We start from the raw sequence: 16,508 nt of genomic DNA, 5'->3' as shown, positions 1-16,508 counted from the left end.
TACGCGACGCATATGTGAGGGGACTCCCGGGTAACGACGATGGTTGCACGTGTCGCTGTGTGCCCGGCGCGGGTACCCCGTCTCACCGGGGGTAGGGCGGGAATCCGGCGGTCAGCTCCCGTACCTCCTCACGGGCCGTGTGACGTTCGTCGTCCCCGCGCAGCACGCGCGCGATCAGCGCCGCCACCCGTGTCATCTCCCGCTCGCCCATGCCCTGGGTGGTGACGGCCGCCGTGCCGAGCCGCAGGCCCCGGACGTCGCCGTGCGGCAGCGCGCAGCAGTCCAGGACCACCCCGGCCGCCGCGAGCCGGGCGCGGGCCGTGCGGCCGTCGACGCCGAGGGGCGTCGGGTCGGCGGTGACGAGGTGGGTGTCCGTGCCGCCCGTGGTGACGACCAGCCCGTGCGCGGCGAGGCCGGCGGCGAGCGTGCGCGCGTTGGCGACGACCTGGTGCGCGTACGCGGCGAACGCCGGCGTGGCGGCCTCCCCGAACGCCACGGCCTTCGCGGCGACGGAGTTCATCTGGGCGCCGCCCTGGGTGAACGGGAACACCGCGCGGTCGACGCGTTCGGCGAGGTCGGCCCCGCACAGGAGCATGCCGCCGCGCGGCCCGCGCAGCACCTTGTGGGTCGTCGCGCACACGATGTCGGCGTACGGCACCGGGCTGGGCGCCGCTCCCCCGGCCACCAGCCCGATGGGGTGGGCGGCGTCGGCGATGAGGTACGCCCCGACCTCGTCGGCGACCTCGCGGAAGAAGGCGTGGTCGATGTGGCGGGGGTAGGCGATGGAGCCGCACACGATCGCCTTCGGCCGGTGGGTGCGGGCGAGCGTGCGCACCTGGTCGTGGTCGATGAGCCCGGTCTCCGCGTCGACGCCGTAGGGGACGAAGTCGAACCAGCGGCCGGAGAAGTTGGCGGGCGAGCCGTGCGTGAGGTGCCCGCCGTAGGGCAGGCCGAGGGCGAGGACGGTGTCGCCGGGCCGCAGCAGGACCGCGTACGCGGCGAGCACGGCGGAGGACCCGGAGTGGGGCTGCACGTTGGCGTGCTCGGCGCCGAAGAGGTCCTTGGCGCGCTCCACGGCGAGCCGCTCGGCCACGTCGGCCATCTCGCACCCGCCGTGGTACCGGCCGCCCGGATACCCCTCGGCGTACTTGTTGGCCAGGGGCGAGCCGAGGGCCGCCAGGACGGCCGGGGACGTGAAGTTCTCGGCGGCGATCAGCTGGAGCGTCGTGGACTGCCGGTCGAGCTCGCCGTGCAGGATGTCGGCGAGCTGGGGGTCCTGCCGCCGCAGGACATCGGCCTCGAGGGTGTGGGTGACCGACATGGTGGGCTCCGGACGTGCGTCGACGGTGACGTGAGTCCAATGTAGGCCCGGTGCGCCGGGGGCGCCCTGCGTATTAGGCCCCTGGGGCGTGTCCGCGCAGTCCCGTCCGCCGTCCTCCGGGCGGACGGCGCGACCTCACGGACACGACCTGGCGGGCACCCCCGTCAGCGCCGTCACCACCGGGTCCAGCGCCTCGTGTATCTCCTCGCCCACCGAGCGGAAGAACGTCAGCGGCGCCCCGTACGGGTCGTACACCTCGTCCGCCTCCGCCGTCGGCGCCAGAAGCCACCCGCGTAGAGCCGCCGCGGCACGCACCAGCGCACGCGCGCGCTGCACCACGCCGTCCTCGAGCGGAGGGAGGGTGGCCGGGTCTATGGCGCGGACCAGGCGGGTGAACTCCTTCAGCGTGAAGGTGCGCAGGCCCGCCGAGTGCCCCATGGAGATGACCTGGGCGCGGTGGTCGCGGGTCGCCGTCAGGACCAGGTCGGCCATGATGACGTGCTCGTCGAGGAGCTCGCGGCCGGTGAAGCCGCGGGCGTCCGCGCCGAAGTCGGCCAGGACCGTCTCGGCGTTGGCCTCCATGGGCGCGCCCTCGTGGCCCCAGGTGCCGGCGCTCTCCACGATGAGGGAGCGGCCCAGCACACCGAGCCGCTCCTGCACGAAATGACGGGTCAGCCGCTCGGTGATCGGTGAGCGGCAGACGTTGCCGGTGCTGACGTGGAGGATGCGGAAGCTGTCACGCGGGAGGCCGACGAAGGTCGTCGTGATCTCCGCCGCGCTCTCCCCGTCGCCTATGCCACGCATGGGGGTCCCCCCTGCCCGGGCGCAGCCGAGACCCTGGGGGATTCAGGGGCTGTCAATTGGCCACCTCGAGGTCGGGTACGACCTTGCGCAGCTCCTCCGCCGAGATGGCACCCGCGCGGAGCAGCAACGGCACCTCGCGGGTGACGTCGACGATGGAGGAGGGCACGTTGCCCGGGGTGGGGCCGCCGTCCAGGTAGACGGAGACCGAGTCGCCGAGCATCTCCTGCGCGGCGTCGCAGTTCTCCGGCGCCGGGTGCCCGGTGAGGTTCGCCGAGGACACGGCCATCGGGCCGACCTCGGTCAGCAGCTCGATGGCGACCGGGTGCAGCGGCATGCGCACGGCGACCGTGCCCCGGGTGTCGCCGAGGTCCCACTGCAGGGACGGCTGGTGCCGGGCGACCAGGGTGAGCGCGCCCGGCCAGAACGCGTCGACCAGCTCCCAGGCCGACTCGGAGAAGTCGGTGACGAGTCCGTGGAGCGTGTTCGGGGAGCCGATCAGGACGGGGGTCGGCATGCTCCGGCCGCGTCCCTTGGCCTCCAGCAGGTCGCCGACGGCCTCCTTGGTGAACGCGTCGGCCCCGATGCCGTACACCGTGTCGGTCGGGAGGACCACGAGCTCGCCTCGGCGGACGGCGGACGCGGCCTCACGCAGACCCGTCGTACGGTCGGTCGCGTCGTTGGTGTCGTATCGCCGTGCCATGTCTAGCGGGCCTCCTCGTACACGTACTTCCGGACAAGAGCTCGGGGGGCGGTCACGGCAGCGCCTTCCGGGCGGTCGCGAACCGGGGGCGGTTGTTCAGGTCGGGGTGGTCGGCGGCGTCGGCCCAGCCCCGCTCCTCGGTGAAGATCCACGGCACCTGGCCGCCCTGGGTGTCGGCGTGCTCGATGACGACGACGCCGCCGGGCCGCAGCAGGCGGTGCGCGGTGCGCTCGATGCCCCGGATGAGGTCCAGGCCGTCCTCGCCGGAGAACAGGGCGAGCTCGGGGTCGTAGTCCCGGGCCTCGGGGGCGACGTACTCCCACTCGGTGAGCGGGATGTACGGCGGGTTGGAGATGACCAGGTCCACCTGGCCGTCGAGGTCGCGGAAGGCGTCCAGGGCGTCGCCCTGGCGCAGCTCGACCCTGGACCCCTCGACGTTCCTGCGGGTCCAGCGCAGGGCGTCCTCGGACAGCTCCACGGCGTGCACGCGGGAGCGCGGGACCTCCTGGGCCAGGGCGAGCGCGATGGCGCCGGAGCCGGTGCACAGGTCGACGATGCAGGGCTCGACGACGTCCATCGCGCGGACCGCGTCTATGGCCCAGCCGACGACGGACTCGGTCTCGGGCCGGGGCACGAACACCCCGGGCCCGACGTGGAGTTCGAGGTAGCGGAAGTAGGCCCGTCCGGTGATGTGCTGGAGCGGCTCACGCTGCTCGCGCCGGGCGATGACCTCCCAGTAGCGGGCGTCGAAGTCGGCGTCCTTCACGGAGTGCAGCTCGCCGCGCTTCACGCCGTGCACGAACGCCGCGAGCTCCTCGGCGTCGTTGCGCGGCGAGGGCACGCCGGCGTCGGCCAGCCGCTGGGTGGCCTGGGCCACCTCCGCGAGCAGCACGCTGCGGGGGCTCGAGGGTCGCCCCCCAAAAGATTGCTGCACGCAAGTCCTCCGTGTCGTACTCGTCCGTGCCTGGGTCCCTGGCGTCCTTACGCGGCTGCCAGCTTGGCCGCCGAGTCCGCGTCGACGCAGGCCTGGATCACGGCGTCGAGGTCGCCGTCCAGGACCTGGTCGAGGTTGTAGGCCTTGAAGCCCACCCGGTGGTCCGAGATGCGGTTCTCCGGGAAGTTGTAGGTGCGGATCTTCTCGGAGCGGTCGACGGTGCGGACCTGGCTGCGGCGCGCGTCGGCGGCCTCCTTCTCGGCCTCCTCCTGCGCCGCGGCGAGCAGCCTGGAGCGCAGGATACGCATCGCCTGCTCCTTGTTCTGCAGCTGGCTCTTCTCGTTCTGGCAGGAGGCCACGACTCCGGTCGGCAGGTGCGTGATGCGCACCGCGGAGTCGGTGGTGTTGACCGACTGGCCGCCGGGGCCGGACGACCGGTAGACGTCGATGCGCAGATCGTTGGGGTTGATCTCGACGTCGATCTCCTCGGCCTCGGGCGTGACCAGCACACCGGCGGCGGAGGTGTGGATACGGCCCTGGGACTCGGTCGCCGGCACGCGCTGCACGCGGTGCACACCGCCCTCGTACTTCAGCCGGGCCCAGACGCCCTGGCCGGGCTCGGTGGCGCCCTGACCGCCCTTGGTCTTCACGGCGACCTGGACGTCCTTGTAGCCGCCGAGCTCGGACTCGGTGGCGTCGATGATCTCGGTCTTCCAGCCGACGCGCTCGGCGTAGCGCAGGTACATGCGCAGCAGGTCGCCCGCGAAGAGCGCGGACTCGTCACCGCCGGCGCCCGCCTTGATCTCCAGGATGACGTCCTTGTCGTCGCTCGGGTCGCGCGGGACGAGCAGCAGGCGGAGCTTCTCGGTGAGCTCCTCGCGCCGCTGGTCGAGCTCCTTGACCTCGGCGGCGAACTCCGGGTCCTCCGCGGCGAGTTCGCGGGCCGTCTCGATGTCGTCGCCCGTCTGCCGCCAGGTCCGGTACGTGGCGACGATCGGGGTGAGCTCGGCGTAGCGCTTGTTCAGCTTGCGCGCGTTCGCCTGGTCGGAGTGGACCGACGGGTCGGCGAGCCTCGTCTCCAGGTCGGCGTGCTCAGCGACCAGTTCCTCGACGGCCTCGAACATCTTGGGCTCCTGAAATACGTACGGAAGGGAAGGGCGGGCGACCAAAAACGCCGGTCCCGGCGCGCCTGGTGGGGGCGCGGCCGTGGACCGGCGAATCGGTGCTCGCTACTTCTTGGAGCCGGCGGCAGCCTTGCCGAAGCGGGCCTCGAAGCGGGCCACACGGCCACCGGTGTCGAGGATCTTCTGCTTGCCCGTGTAGAACGGGTGGCACTCGGAGCAGACCTCGGCGCGGACGGTGCCGCTGGAGATCGTGCTGCGGGTGGTGAACGACGCGCCACAGGTGCAGCTGACCTGCGTCTCGACGTACTCGGGGTGGATGTCGCGCTTCAAGGTGTCTCCTAGAGTTCCGGGAGGGCGCCGGGTCGCCGCCGCGGGCTGCGGGAGCGTGAACCGGGGCCGACGTACCAGTCTGCCAGGACTGGCGCCATCCCCCAAAACCGGGGGGCTCCGTGATCTATTCCGCGTTGGTCACGATGCCGTTCGCCTCGCCGGTCGCGGTGCCCTCGGTGGCCGCCTTCGGGATCGGCCTGTCGTGCTTGAGCGCCGTGAACACCTGCTTCGCCTTGGCCTCGGCGACGATCACCCGGTTCGGGTCGGCCGGGTCGTAGCGCACGGGCAGCGTCACCATGGTCATGTTCTTGGAGCTGATGCCCTTGAGGCCGTTCGCGAAGGACATGAGCCGGTTGACCGAGCCCAGGTCGGAGTCGGTCGTCACGGTCTTGGTGGCGGTGTCGGCGAGGTCGAGCAGCCGCTTGGGGTTGCCGAACAGACCGATGCTCTTCGCCTGCTCGATCAGCGCCTTCATGAACGCCTGCTGGAGCTGGATGCGGCCGAGGTCGGAGCCGTCGCCCACGCCGTGCCGGGTGCGGACGAGGCCGAGGGCCTGCTCCCCGTCGAGCCGGTGCGTGCCGGCGGTCAGCTTCAGATGGCTGTCGGGGTCGTGGATGGCCTTGGTGGTGGTGACCTCGACGCCGCCGAGCCGGTCGATCAGCTTCTGGAAGCCGGAGAAGTCGACCTCCAGGTAGTGGTCCATGCGGACGCCGGTCAGGGACTCCACCGTCTTCACGGCGCAGGGCGCGCCCCCGGTGCTGTACGCCGAGTTGAACATGACCCCGGAGGCCGCCGGGTGGGTCGTGCCGTCGGTGTCGGTGCAGCGGGGCCGGTCGATGATCGTGTCGCGGGGCACGGAGACCACGCTGGCCTTCTTGTGGCCCTTGTGGACGTGCAGGATCATCGCGGTGTCCGAGCGGGCGCTGCCGTCGTCGGCGCCGCCGCCGAGCTTCCTGTTGCCGCCCGAGCGGGAGTCGGAGCCGAGCACGAGGATGTTCTCGGAGCCGTTGTCGGTCTTCTCCGGCCGGTCGGTGCCGAGGGCCTGGTCGATGTCGACGCTCTGCAGGTTGCCGTTGAGCTTGAAGTACAGGTACCCGGCACCGGTACCGCCCAGGACGACGATCCCCGCGGCCGTCCAGGCCGCGATCAGCAGCCCCTTGCGTCTCTGGCGGGGCTTGCGGCGGCGTCCCTTGCCACGCTGTCGGGGCGTCTGGGAGCCGGGTCCGCCCGGTATGCCGGGCTCCGGCGTGCTCTCGGCTGACACTGCGCTCCTCGGTTGCTCGTCCGGTCGTCTCCCCCTTGCGGTCAGGGATGGGTCTGGTACATATGCACCCTTACCGCACTATCGTCACCCCGTCCGGTCAGACGGGGAAACCCGGACGAGGGTTGCACAGACGACTGTGCCCACCGCCGGAGCGACGGTGGGCACGGGGAGCTGCGGGTGAGGCGGGCGGAACCCGCTCTCACCTGGGACGTCAGCCGAAGATGTCGTACTGCTTGAAGTCGGTCGCGACCGAGATCCTTGTGTCGAAGATCTCGCTCGTGGCCTTGCCGGTGCCCTTGTACAGGTAGAGCGTGCCGGCGGACGTACGGGCCAGGAAGTCGGCCTTGCCGTCGCCGGTGATGTCACCGACGGCGTCGAAGGCGTTGTACGTCCAGTGGCTGCGCACCTTGATCCGGGACGAGAACGCCTCGGAGCCGGTCTTGCCGGTGCCCTTGTACAGGTACATGTCGCCGGTGCCGGCCTGGCGGACGATCAGGTCGGCCTTGCCGTCCCCGGTGAAGTCGCCGTGCCCGCGCACGGAGTTGTACTGGTTCCAGCCGGTGCGGACCGAGAAGCGGGAGCCGAAGGTGCCGTCGCCCTTGCCCGGATAGACGTACAGCGTGCCGCCGGAGTCGACCGAGATCAGGTCGGGCAGGTAGTCGCCGGTGACGTCACCCGGGGTGACGATGCGGGTACGGGTCTTCCAGTTGTCCGCGATCTGCTTGGTGGACCAGCTCTCGCTGGACGCCACGTAGTGCGACCAGAAGACGTCGCCGTCGCTGCTGCGGCGGTAGACGAGGTCCTGGTAGCCGTCCCGGTCGAGGTCGGTCTGCAGGACGACGTTCACGCCGTTCCAGTTGCCCCAGGACTCGCGGGCCGCGAAGGAGCTGCCCTTGGAGTCCTTCGAGTAGCCGGTCTTCGTGGAGGCGTTGCGCACCCACAGGTCGGCCTTGTGGTCACCGCTGATGTTGGTGTCCTCGACCCGCGGGTAGGCGGCGCCGACGTAGGTGCTGACCTTCGAGAAGACGCTGTAGGCGCCCTTGGCGACGCAGTCCTCCACGCCCCAGGAGACGACGCCGACGATGCGGCCGTTCACCACGAGCGGCCCGCCGGAGTCGCCGTTGCAGGCGGAGACGGTGCCGCTGTCGCTGCCGGTGGCGGGCTTGCCCGCGCACACCATGTGGCCCTTGACGAAGTCGCTGCCGTAGAAGCCCGCGCACGTGGTGTCGGACTGGATCGGCAGCGTCGCCGACTTCAGCGACTGCGAGATGTCCTGGCTGGTGGAGCTGGTGCGGCCCCAGCCGTAGACCTTGGCGCTGGTGCCGGAGGCGTACGAGGAGGTGTCGCCGGACGTCGTCATGCGGATCGGCGTCGCCTTGACCTTGCTGCCCAGCGTGATGACGGCGATGTCGTTGTCGATCTTCGTCGCGCTGTACGACGGGTGGTACCACTGCCGGTACGGCAGGGACACGGTGCCGCCGTGCAGGTCGCTGCCGCCGGAGCCGTCGGAGGTGGGCAGCTGGTTGGTGCCGGTGACGATGGCGCCGTAGTTGTACCAGTCGTAGCCCTTGACGCAGTGCGCGGCGGTGAGGATCTTCGTCGGCGCGACGACGGCGCCGCCGCAGAAGAAGCCGAGGTCGTCGTCCTCGGTGGCGGTGCCCCGGTCGTCGTAGTACCAGAGCTGCGCCATCCAGGGCGCCGTGGTGATGCTGGTCGTGGTGCCGCCGATCACCATGGGGCTCGCGGTCGAGTCGTCGCCGCCCGCGGCGTACGACGACTTCTTCGCCGGCTCACCCGCGATGTCGTCGCCGGCGAGCGCGCCGGACACGCGGCGCTCCAGCTCGGCCGACGGCACCGAGGCCGTGGCGGGCTTCACGGTGGGCTGCGGCGCGGCGGTGGCGGCTCCCGCGGTGGACGTGAGCAGGGCGGCGGCGACGGCCGCGGCGACACCGGCGGCGGCGACGGGCAGCGCGAAGCGGATCCGGCGTCTGTGACGACCGCTGCCGGATTGGGTGGTGGTCAAGGTCCCCCCAGAGACACAAGAGTAGGAAGGGGTGCCTGAGGCACCCGTCCCTATCAGCGCCAAAAGGCCGCCCCACGTCACTCGCGTGACGTGGGGCGGCCTTTACTGGACGCGAACCGGCTCAGTCGCCGTTGCCGGGGGTCGGCGTCGTCTTCTGGATCTGCATCAGGAACTCGATGTTCGACTTCGTCTGCTTCATCTTGTCGAGGAGCAGCTCGATGGCCTGCTGCTGGTCGAGCGCGTGCAGGACGCGGCGCAGCTTCCAGGTGACCGCCAACTCCTCGTTGCCGAGCAGGATCTCTTCCTTACGGGTACCGGACGCGTCCACGTCCACCGCCGGGAAGATGCGCTTGTCGGCGAGCTTCCGGTCGAGCTTGAGCTCCATGTTGCCGGTGCCCTTGAACTCTTCGAAGATCACCTCGTCCATGCGGGACCCGGTGTCCACCAGCGCGGTGGCGAGGATGGTCAGCGAGCCGCCGTCCTCGATGTTGCGGGCCGCACCGAAGAAGCGCTTCGGCGGGTACAGGGCGGTCGAGTCGACACCACCGGACAGGATGCGGCCGGAGGCGGGGGCGGCGAGGTTGTACGCACGGCCCAGACGCGTGATCGAGTCGAGCAGCACGACGACGTCGTGACCCAGCTCCACCAGGCGCTTGGCACGCTCGATGGCGAGCTCGGCGACCGTGGTGTGGTCCTCGGCCGGACGGTCGAAGGTCGAGGAGATGACCTCGCCCTTCACCGACCGCTGCATGTCGGTGACCTCTTCCGGACGCTCGTCGACGAGGACGACCATCAGGTGGCACTCGGGGTTGTTGTGCGTGATCGCGTTGGCGATCGCCTGCATGATCATGGTCTTGCCGGTCTTCGGCGGGGCCACGATCAGACCGCGCTGGCCCTTGCCGATCGGCGACACGAGGTCGATGATCCGCGTGGTCAGCACGCCCGGGTCGGTCTCGAGACGGAGCCGGTCCTGCGGGTAGAGCGGGGTCAGCTTGTTGAACTCCGGGCGGCCGCGGCCGTGTTCGGGCGCCATGCCGTTGACGGAGTCGAGGCGGACCAGCGCGTTGAACTTCTCGCGGCGCTCGCCCTCCTTGGGCTGACGGACCGCGCCGGTGATGTGGTCGCCCTTGCGCAGGCCGTTCTTGCGGACCTGGGCGAGGGAGACGTACACGTCGTTCGGGCCCGGCAGGTAGCCGGAGGTGCGGATGAACGCGTAGTTGTCGAGGATGTCCAGGATGCCCGCGACGGGGATCAGGACGTCGTCCTCGGCGATCTGCGGCTCCTGCACCTCGTCGCGGCCACGACGTCCACGGCGGTCGCGGTAGCGGCCGCGACGGCCACGCCGGCCGCCCTCGAAGTCGTCGTCGTCCTGCGGGCCGTTGTCACGCTGGCGGTCCTGACGGCCGCCGCCCTGCTGCTGGCCCTGCTGACGGTCCTGACGGCCGCCGCCCTGCTGGTCGTCGCCCTTGCGGCGGTCCCCGCGGTCGCGGCCACGGTCGCGGTCGCGGTCCCCACGGTCACGGCGGTCACGGCGGCGGCCCTCGCCCTCGCCGGCGTCGCCCTTGGCGTCGTTGCCCTGCTGGCCCTGCGACTGCGCGGGCGTCTCGGCCTTCGGCTCGCTCTTCGCCTCGGCGGCGACCGTCTCGGGCGCACCGGCCTCGGCGGTCGCACGACGGCGGCGGCGCTCGCCCGGCGCGTCGTCTCCCCCGCGCTCACCGTCCGCGGCGCGCTCGCCCGCGTTCCCGCGGGAGGGGCCGCCGGCCGGCTGGCCGGGGATCTCGATCTGCTGCTGGGCCACCGCCTGCTCGGCGGGCGCCTCCGCCTTCGCCTTCTTCTCGGCGTCCTCGCCGGTGCGCGCCTTGGAGGTGGCACGGCGCTTGGGCTTGGTCTCGGTGGCGGCGTCGGCCTTCGGAGCCGCGGCACCTCCCCCCGCCTGCGCCTCCTTGATGACCTCGATCAGCTGGCTCTTGCGCATCCGCGCGGTGCCCCTGATGCCGAGGCCGGAGGCGACCTGCTGCAGCTCGGCCAGCACCATGCCCTCGAGGCCGGTGCCGCGGCGCCGCCGGGAGCCGGCACCGCTGGCAGGCGCGGAGGCGTCCGTGGCGGGCGCGGCAGCGGTCTCCTCGACACGTGCGCCCATCAGATCGGTGGTGTCGCTCACGAAGGGTCCTTCCCTGGAGCGGACGTCGGCCTGTCTGGCTCGGCGACCGGTTGTGCTGTCCGGCGTCGGTCCTTGGTGTGTGGACCGTGCCGGGGCGGTGGTCCGCCAAAGGCGGCGGAGGAATATCTGGAGATGGCGGTTCCCTGAGCCGTGGCACTGAGTGTCGGTGTCACGCGGCTCGGTCGCGCCGGTTCCGGAGCGTGCCCGGCGAGTCGCTCAGCGCTCGTGTACGAGGTACTGCCCGCATACGTCGTACGGAACACAGTGCGACTTGGGAGGCTCCCGGAAGAATGTCTGTCCCGGACGGGGACACGAAGCACCTCGCCATGGTGGGGTCGGGTGCAGACTTGAGGTTAACACTACCGGATCCAACAAACATTCCCCCTCTCGAAATCCGGCAACCGCACGCTTCTAGATGTCACCGGACGGCGCGAGCGGCAGTACGCACGCGCCTTGAGCGTCGAGGTCGAGCCGGTTCGCGGCCCATCCCTCGCCTGCCAGATGGGCGACCTTGTCGGCACTGGCCTCGTCGGCCAGGGCCAGCACGGTCGGGCCCGCGCCGGAGATCACCGCGGGCACTCCGTCGGCCCGCAGCCGCTCCACCAGCGCGGCGCTCTCCGGCATTGCGGGCGCGCGGTACTCCTGGTGGAGGCGGTCCTCGGTGGCGGGCAGCAGCAGCTCGGGGCGCCTGGTCAGGGCCTCGACGAGCAGGGCGGCACGACCCGCGTTGGCGGCGGCGTCGACGTGCGGGACGGAGCGCGGGAGCAGTCCGCGCGCGGTCTCGGTGAGGACCGGCTTCCCGGGGACGAAAACCACCGGAACGATGGAATCGGCCGGATCCATCCTGATGGCGCGGGCGGCGCCGGCCTCCATCCAGGACAGGGTGAACCCGCCGAGCAGACAGGCGGCGACGTTGTCGGGGTGGCCCTCGATCTCGGTGGCGAGCTCCAGCAGGGCGTCGTCGTCGAGCCTGGTCTCGCCGCCTATGGTCACCGCCCGGGCGGCGACGATGCCGGCGCAGATGGCGGCGGAGGAGGAGCCGAGGCCGCGGCCGTGCGGGATGCGGTTGGCGCACACGATCTCGAGGCCGCGCGGCTGGCCGCCCAGCAGGTCGAATGCGGTGCGCAGGGACCGTACGAGCAGGTGCTTCTCGTCGCGGGGCAGTGTCTCGCTGCCCTCACCCGCGATGTCGATGTGCAGCCCGGAGTCGGCCACCCGGACGACGACGTCGTCGTAGAGCCCCAGCGACAGGCCGAGGGCGTCGAAGCCCGGGCCGAGGTTGGCGCTGGTGGCGGGGACGCGCACCCGGACGGCGGCGGCGCGGAACGCTGGACCGGCCATCGCTCGATGACTCTCCTTGAGCTGCGTGATTGTCGAAGACACTTCGATGCCGTACGAGAACCCAGGGGGCCGCGTCCGGGCCGCGGAGACGGCGCGGCACCGCGCCCCTGCGGAGGCATATGCGGCGGGCGGGTTCAGTACAGCCTATCGAAGACAGGTTCTGTGGCGACATAGGGCGCACAGGAGGCGCACGACGCGTGTCGTATGCCCCCTGTGCACCCCCGTCAAGGGACCTTTCCCGGGTGGGCGCTCCCCGACGTGTCGCGCGAAACCCTGCGACGGGGCGTGGCGCCACTGCTCCGGCGGTGGCGCCGCACGCCCGTCCGGCGGCGCCTACGCCAGTCCGAGCCGCTCGGCCGCCGTGGCCGCGTCGACCGGGACGGTGACCGGCTGCGGGGCGCCGGCGACGGCCCAGTCGGGGTCCTTCAGGCCGTTCCCGGTGACCGTGCAGACGATCCGCTGGCCCGGGTCGACCTTGCCCTGCTCGGCCGCCTTCAGCAGACCGGCGACCGACGCGGCCGACGCGGGCTCCACGAAGACGCCCTCCTGCGCGGCCAACAGCCGGTAGGCGCGCAGGATCTCACGGTCCGTCACCTCGTCGATGAAGCCGCCCGACTCGTCGCGCGCGTCGAGGGCGTACTGCCAGGAGGCCGGGTTGCCGATCCGGATGGCGGTGGCGATCGTCGAGGGGTCCTTGACGACCTCGCCGCGCACGATGGGCGCGGAGCCGGAGGCCTGGAAGCCCCACATGCGGGGGGTGCGGGTGGCCGGGCCGTCGGCGGCGTACTCCCGGTACCCCTTCCAGTACGCGGTGATGTTGCCCGCGTTGCCCACCGGGAGGACGTGGATGTCGGGGGCGTCGCCCAGCATGTCCACGATCTCGAAGGCGGCCGTCTTCTGCCCCTCGATCCGCACCGGGTTCACCGAATTCACCAGCGAGACCGGGTAGTTGTCGCTGAGGTCGCGGGCGAGCGTGAGGCAGTCGTCGAAGTTGCCGTCGACCTGGAGGATCTTCGCGCCGTGCACGAGGGCCTGGCCCATCTTGCCGAGCGCGATCTTGCCCTGCGGCACGAGCACGGCGGACACCATGCCGGCGCGCACCGCGTAGGCGGCGGCCGAGGCGGAGGTGTTGCCGGTGGAGGCGCAGATGACCGCCTTGGCGCCCTCCTCCTTGGCCCGCGTGATGGCCATCGTCATGCCGCGGTCCTTGAAGGACCCCGTCGGGTTCGCGCCCTCCACCTTGAGGTGGACCTCGCAGCCCGTGCGCTCGGAGAGCACCTGCGCGGGCACGAGGGGCGTGCCGCCCTCACGGAGCGTCACGACCGGCGTGGTGTCGGAGACGGGCAGCCGGTCCCGGTACTCCTCGATGATTCCGCGCCACTGGTGGGTCATTGCTGGTTACTCTCCTTCAACCCGCATGATGCTGGCGACACCCCGCACGGTGTCGAGCTTGCGCAACGCCTCGACGGTCCCGACGAGGGCCGCGTCGGACGCACGGTGGGTGACGACGACGAGGGACGCCTCGCCGTCCTTGCCCTGCTGGCGGACGGTGTCGATCGACACCCCGTGCTCCGCGAACACGGTCGCGACCTGGGCGAGAACGCCCGGTTTGTCCGCCACGTCAAGGCTGATGTGGTACCGCGTGACGACCTCGCCCATCCCGGAGACGGGAAGGGCCGCGTACGCGGACTCGCCGGGACCGGTCGCGCCGTTGAGCCGGTTGCGGCAGACGGCGACGAGGTCGCCGAGCACGGCGGACGCGGTCGGGGAGCCGCCCGCGCCGGGGCCGTAGAACATCAGCTGTCCGCTGGCGTCGGACTCGACGAACACGGCGTTGTACGCGCCGCGCACGGAGGCCAGCGGATGAGTCAGCGGGATCATCGCGGGGTGCACGCGCGCGGTGACGGACCCGCCGTCCGCGGCCCGCTCGCAGATGGCGAGCAGCTTGATCGTGCAGCCCATCTCCTTGGCGGAGGCGAAGTCGGCCGCGGTCACCTCGGTCATGCCCTCGCGGTAGACGTCGTCGAGGCGCACGCGCGTGTGGAAGGCGATGCCCGCGAGGATGGCGGCCTTGGCGGCGGCGTCGAACCCCTCGACGTCGGCGGTGGGATCGGCCTCCGCGTACCCGAGCGCGGTGGCCTCGTCGAGGGCCTCCTGGTAGCCGGCCCCCGTGCTGTCCATCTTGTCGAGGATGAAGTTGGTGGTGCCGTTGACGATGCCGAGCACGCGGTTGACCTTGTCGCCCGCGAGGGACTCCCTCAACGGCCGGATCAGCGGGATGGCCCCGGCGACGGCGGCCTCGTAGTAGAGGTCCTTGCCGTGCTGCTCTGCGGCGGCGTGCAGGGCCGCGCCGGCCTGGGCGAGGAGCGCCTTGTTGGCGGAGACGACGGAGGCGCCGTGCTCGAAAGCGGTGGTGATGAGCGTACGGGCGGGCTCGATGCCCCCGATGACCTCCACGACGACGTCGATGTCGCCGCGTTTGACGAGGGCGGTGGCGTCGGTGGTGACCAGCGCGGGGTCGATGCCTTCACGCACCTTGGCGGGACGCCGTACGGCCACGCCCGCGAGCTCCACCGGGGCGCCGATGCGGGCGGCGAGGTCGTCGGCGTGCGTCGTCATGATGCGCGCCACCTCTGAGCCGACCACTCCACAGCCCAGCAGCGCCACCTTCAGCGGACGCGTACGCATCATCCGACCTCGTTTCCTCATACCGTCTACGGTTGCACCAGTCTCACTCACCGGACGGAGGTTTCTGCCCTTCGTCCGGATCGTGAGACATCTATTTCATTTGTACGGGGTGGGCGACGGGAGATCTTCCAGCCCGGGCCCCGGTGGTGGCCGTGGGTCAGCCCACGTCGAGCCGCAGGAGGTCCTCCTCCGTCTCCCGCCGGACGATCTCCCGGGAGGCGCCGTCGTGCACGGCGACGACCGGCGGCCGCAGCACGTGGTTGTAGTTGCTGGCCATGGAACGGCAGTACGCGCCGGTGGCCGGTACGGCGATGAGGTCACCCGGAGCCAGGTCGGCCGGCAGGAACGCGTCCTTCACGACGATGTCCCCGCTCTCGCAGTGCTTGCCGACGACGCGGGCGAGCATCGGCTCGGCGTCACTGGTCCGGGACACCAGGGCGACGCTGTACTCGGCGTCGTACAGGGCCGTGCGGATGTTGTCGGACATGCCGCCGTCGACGGAGACGTACGTCCGCAGCCCGTCGAGGGGCTTGACGGTCCCGACCTCGTAGAGCGTGAACGCGGTCGGCCCGACGACGGCCCGCCCCGGCTCCACGGAGATCCGCGGCGTGCGCAGCCGGGCGCTCTCACACTCACGGGTGACGATCTCGGTGAGCGCCTTGGCGATCTCGTGCGGCTCGCGCGGGTCGTCGCCGCTGGTGTACGCGATCCCGAGCCCACCCCCGAGGTCGATCTCGGGCAGCTCGACCCCGTGCTCGTCCCGGATGTCCTTGAGCAGCCCGACGACCCGGTGCGCGGCGACCTCGAACCCGGACATGTCGAAGATCTGCGACCCGATGTGGGAGTGGATCCCGATGAGCTCCAGCCCGTCGAGCTGGAGCGCCCGCCGCACGGCCTCGGCGGCCTGCCCGCCGGCCAGCGGGATGCCGAACTTCTGGTCCTCGTGGGCGGTGGCGATGAACTCGTGGGTGTGCGCCTCGACGCCGACGGTGATGCGGATCTGGACCCGCTGCCGCCGGCCCAGCTCCTGAGCGACGTGGGCGACGCGGACGATCTCCTGGAAGGAGTCGAGGACGATCCGCCCGACACCGGCCTCTACGGCCCGGCGGATCTCGTGAGTGGACTTGTTGTTCCCGTGGAAGGCGATCCGCTCGGCGGGCATCCCGGCGGACAGCGCGGTGGCGAGCTCGCCGCCGGAGCACACGTCGAGGTTGAGCCCCTCCTCGTGCAGCCACCGCACGACGGCACGGGAGAGGAACGCCTTCCCCGCGTAGAAGACGTCGGCGTCCTGCCCGAAGGCCTCGCGCCAGGCGCGGGCGCGGGCCCGGAAGTCGGCCTCGTCGAGGACGTAGGCCGGGGTGCCGTGCTGTTCGGCGAGGGTGTTCACGTCGACACCGCCGACGGTGACGACGCCGTCGGCGCCCCGGGCGACGGTCCGGGCCCACACCTTGGGGTCGAGGGCGTTGAGGTCCGCGGGCGGGGCCGAGTAGTGGCCCTCGGGGAGGACGTCGGCGTGACGGGGCCCGGCGGGGTGTGCGGAACGGCTCATGACTCTTGTCGGCTTCCTCAGAGATGTTCGGGTGCGTCGATGCCGAGCAGGGACAGGCCACCGGCCAGCACCGCCCCGGCGGCTTCGGCGAGCGCGAGCCGGGCACGGTGGGTGGCCGAGGGTTTCTCCGCCCCGCGCGGCAGCACCGAGGGCAGCAGGGGCAGCACGGCATCGGCGACGCTGACGAGGTGCCGGGCAAGACGATCGGGAGCGCGGTGGGCGGCGGCCTGGGCGAGGACGCGGGGGTGGTCGGCCAGGGGGTGGTGGAG

The 16,508-nt window shown here is 71.4% G+C and carries 14 protein-coding genes; all 14 read right to left on the bottom strand.

What is annotated here, in order from left to right; translation table 11 throughout:
* Positions 1–82 precede the first annotated feature (82 nt).
* Entirely contained in the window at positions 83–1,321 is a 1,239-nt protein-coding gene (gene glyA, locus ADL34_RS12715) for a serine hydroxymethyltransferase (protein ID WP_062667658.1), read from the bottom strand.
* Positions 1,322–1,456: 135 nt separating this feature from the next.
* On the bottom strand, positions 1,457–2,125 hold the full coding sequence (locus tag ADL34_RS12710) for a protein-tyrosine-phosphatase (RefSeq protein WP_062667657.1): 669 nt from the start codon (positions 2,123–2,125) through the stop codon (positions 1,457–1,459).
* 52 nt (positions 2,126–2,177) lie between these two features.
* Entirely contained in the window at positions 2,178–2,825 is a 648-nt protein-coding gene (locus ADL34_RS12705; RefSeq protein ID WP_062667656.1) for an L-threonylcarbamoyladenylate synthase, read from the bottom strand.
* A 52-nt stretch (positions 2,826–2,877) separates the two neighbouring features.
* On the bottom strand, positions 2,878–3,717 hold the full coding sequence (prmC, locus tag ADL34_RS12700) for a peptide chain release factor N(5)-glutamine methyltransferase (protein WP_062667655.1): 840 nt from the start codon (positions 3,715–3,717) through the stop codon (positions 2,878–2,880).
* Positions 3,718–3,806: 89 nt separating this feature from the next.
* The gene (prfA, locus tag ADL34_RS12695) at positions 3,807–4,883 is read right to left on the bottom strand and encodes a peptide chain release factor 1 (RefSeq protein ID WP_062667653.1); all 1,077 of its coding nucleotides are present in this window, start codon (positions 4,881–4,883) and stop codon (positions 3,807–3,809) included.
* Positions 4,884–4,988: 105 nt separating this feature from the next.
* Entirely contained in the window at positions 4,989–5,213 is a 225-nt protein-coding gene (gene rpmE / locus ADL34_RS12690; protein WP_055625166.1) for a 50S ribosomal protein L31, read from the bottom strand.
* 124 nt (positions 5,214–5,337) lie between these two features.
* Entirely contained in the window at positions 5,338–6,477 is a 1,140-nt protein-coding gene (locus ADL34_RS12685) for an LCP family protein (RefSeq protein WP_062667652.1), read from the bottom strand.
* Between the two features lie 211 nt (positions 6,478–6,688).
* Positions 6,689–8,500, bottom strand: a complete 1,812-nt coding sequence (locus ADL34_RS12680; RefSeq protein WP_234375003.1) for a trypsin-like serine protease — start codon at positions 8,498–8,500, stop codon at positions 6,689–6,691.
* Positions 8,501–8,621: 121 nt separating this feature from the next.
* On the bottom strand, positions 8,622–10,661 hold the full coding sequence (rho, locus tag ADL34_RS12675) for a transcription termination factor Rho (protein WP_062667651.1): 2,040 nt from the start codon (positions 10,659–10,661) through the stop codon (positions 8,622–8,624).
* A 411-nt stretch (positions 10,662–11,072) separates the two neighbouring features.
* Complete coding sequence (gene thrB, locus ADL34_RS12670; protein ID WP_062667650.1) at positions 11,073–12,002, bottom strand: homoserine kinase; 930 nt, start codon at positions 12,000–12,002, stop codon at positions 11,073–11,075.
* Between the two features lie 333 nt (positions 12,003–12,335).
* Positions 12,336–13,394 carry a threonine synthase gene (gene thrC, locus ADL34_RS12665; RefSeq protein WP_062667649.1) on the bottom strand — a complete coding sequence of 353 codons (1,059 nt, stop codon included), beginning with the start codon at positions 13,392–13,394 and terminating at the stop codon, positions 12,336–12,338.
* Positions 13,395–13,400: 6 nt separating this feature from the next.
* Complete coding sequence (locus ADL34_RS12660; RefSeq protein ID WP_062667803.1) at positions 13,401–14,690, bottom strand: homoserine dehydrogenase; 1,290 nt, start codon at positions 14,688–14,690, stop codon at positions 13,401–13,403.
* A 157-nt stretch (positions 14,691–14,847) separates the two neighbouring features.
* Positions 14,848–16,239, bottom strand: a complete 1,392-nt coding sequence (lysA, locus tag ADL34_RS12655) for a diaminopimelate decarboxylase (RefSeq protein WP_062667648.1) — start codon at positions 16,237–16,239, stop codon at positions 14,848–14,850.
* A 17-nt stretch (positions 16,240–16,256) separates the two neighbouring features.
* Positions 16,257–16,508 (bottom strand): DALR anticodon-binding domain-containing protein (locus tag ADL34_RS12650; protein ID WP_267891644.1); only part of this gene is annotated, 252 nt, incomplete at its 5' end.

It is taken from the genome of Streptomyces sp. NRRL WC-3605, from assembly GCF_001509795.1.
In the GTDB taxonomy this organism is placed as follows: Bacteria; Actinomycetota; Actinomycetes; order Streptomycetales; family Streptomycetaceae; genus Streptomyces; species Streptomyces viridochromogenes.
The sequence above is the reverse complement of the archived record's forward strand: the minus strand, read 5'-3'. Positions and strand labels throughout refer to the sequence as shown.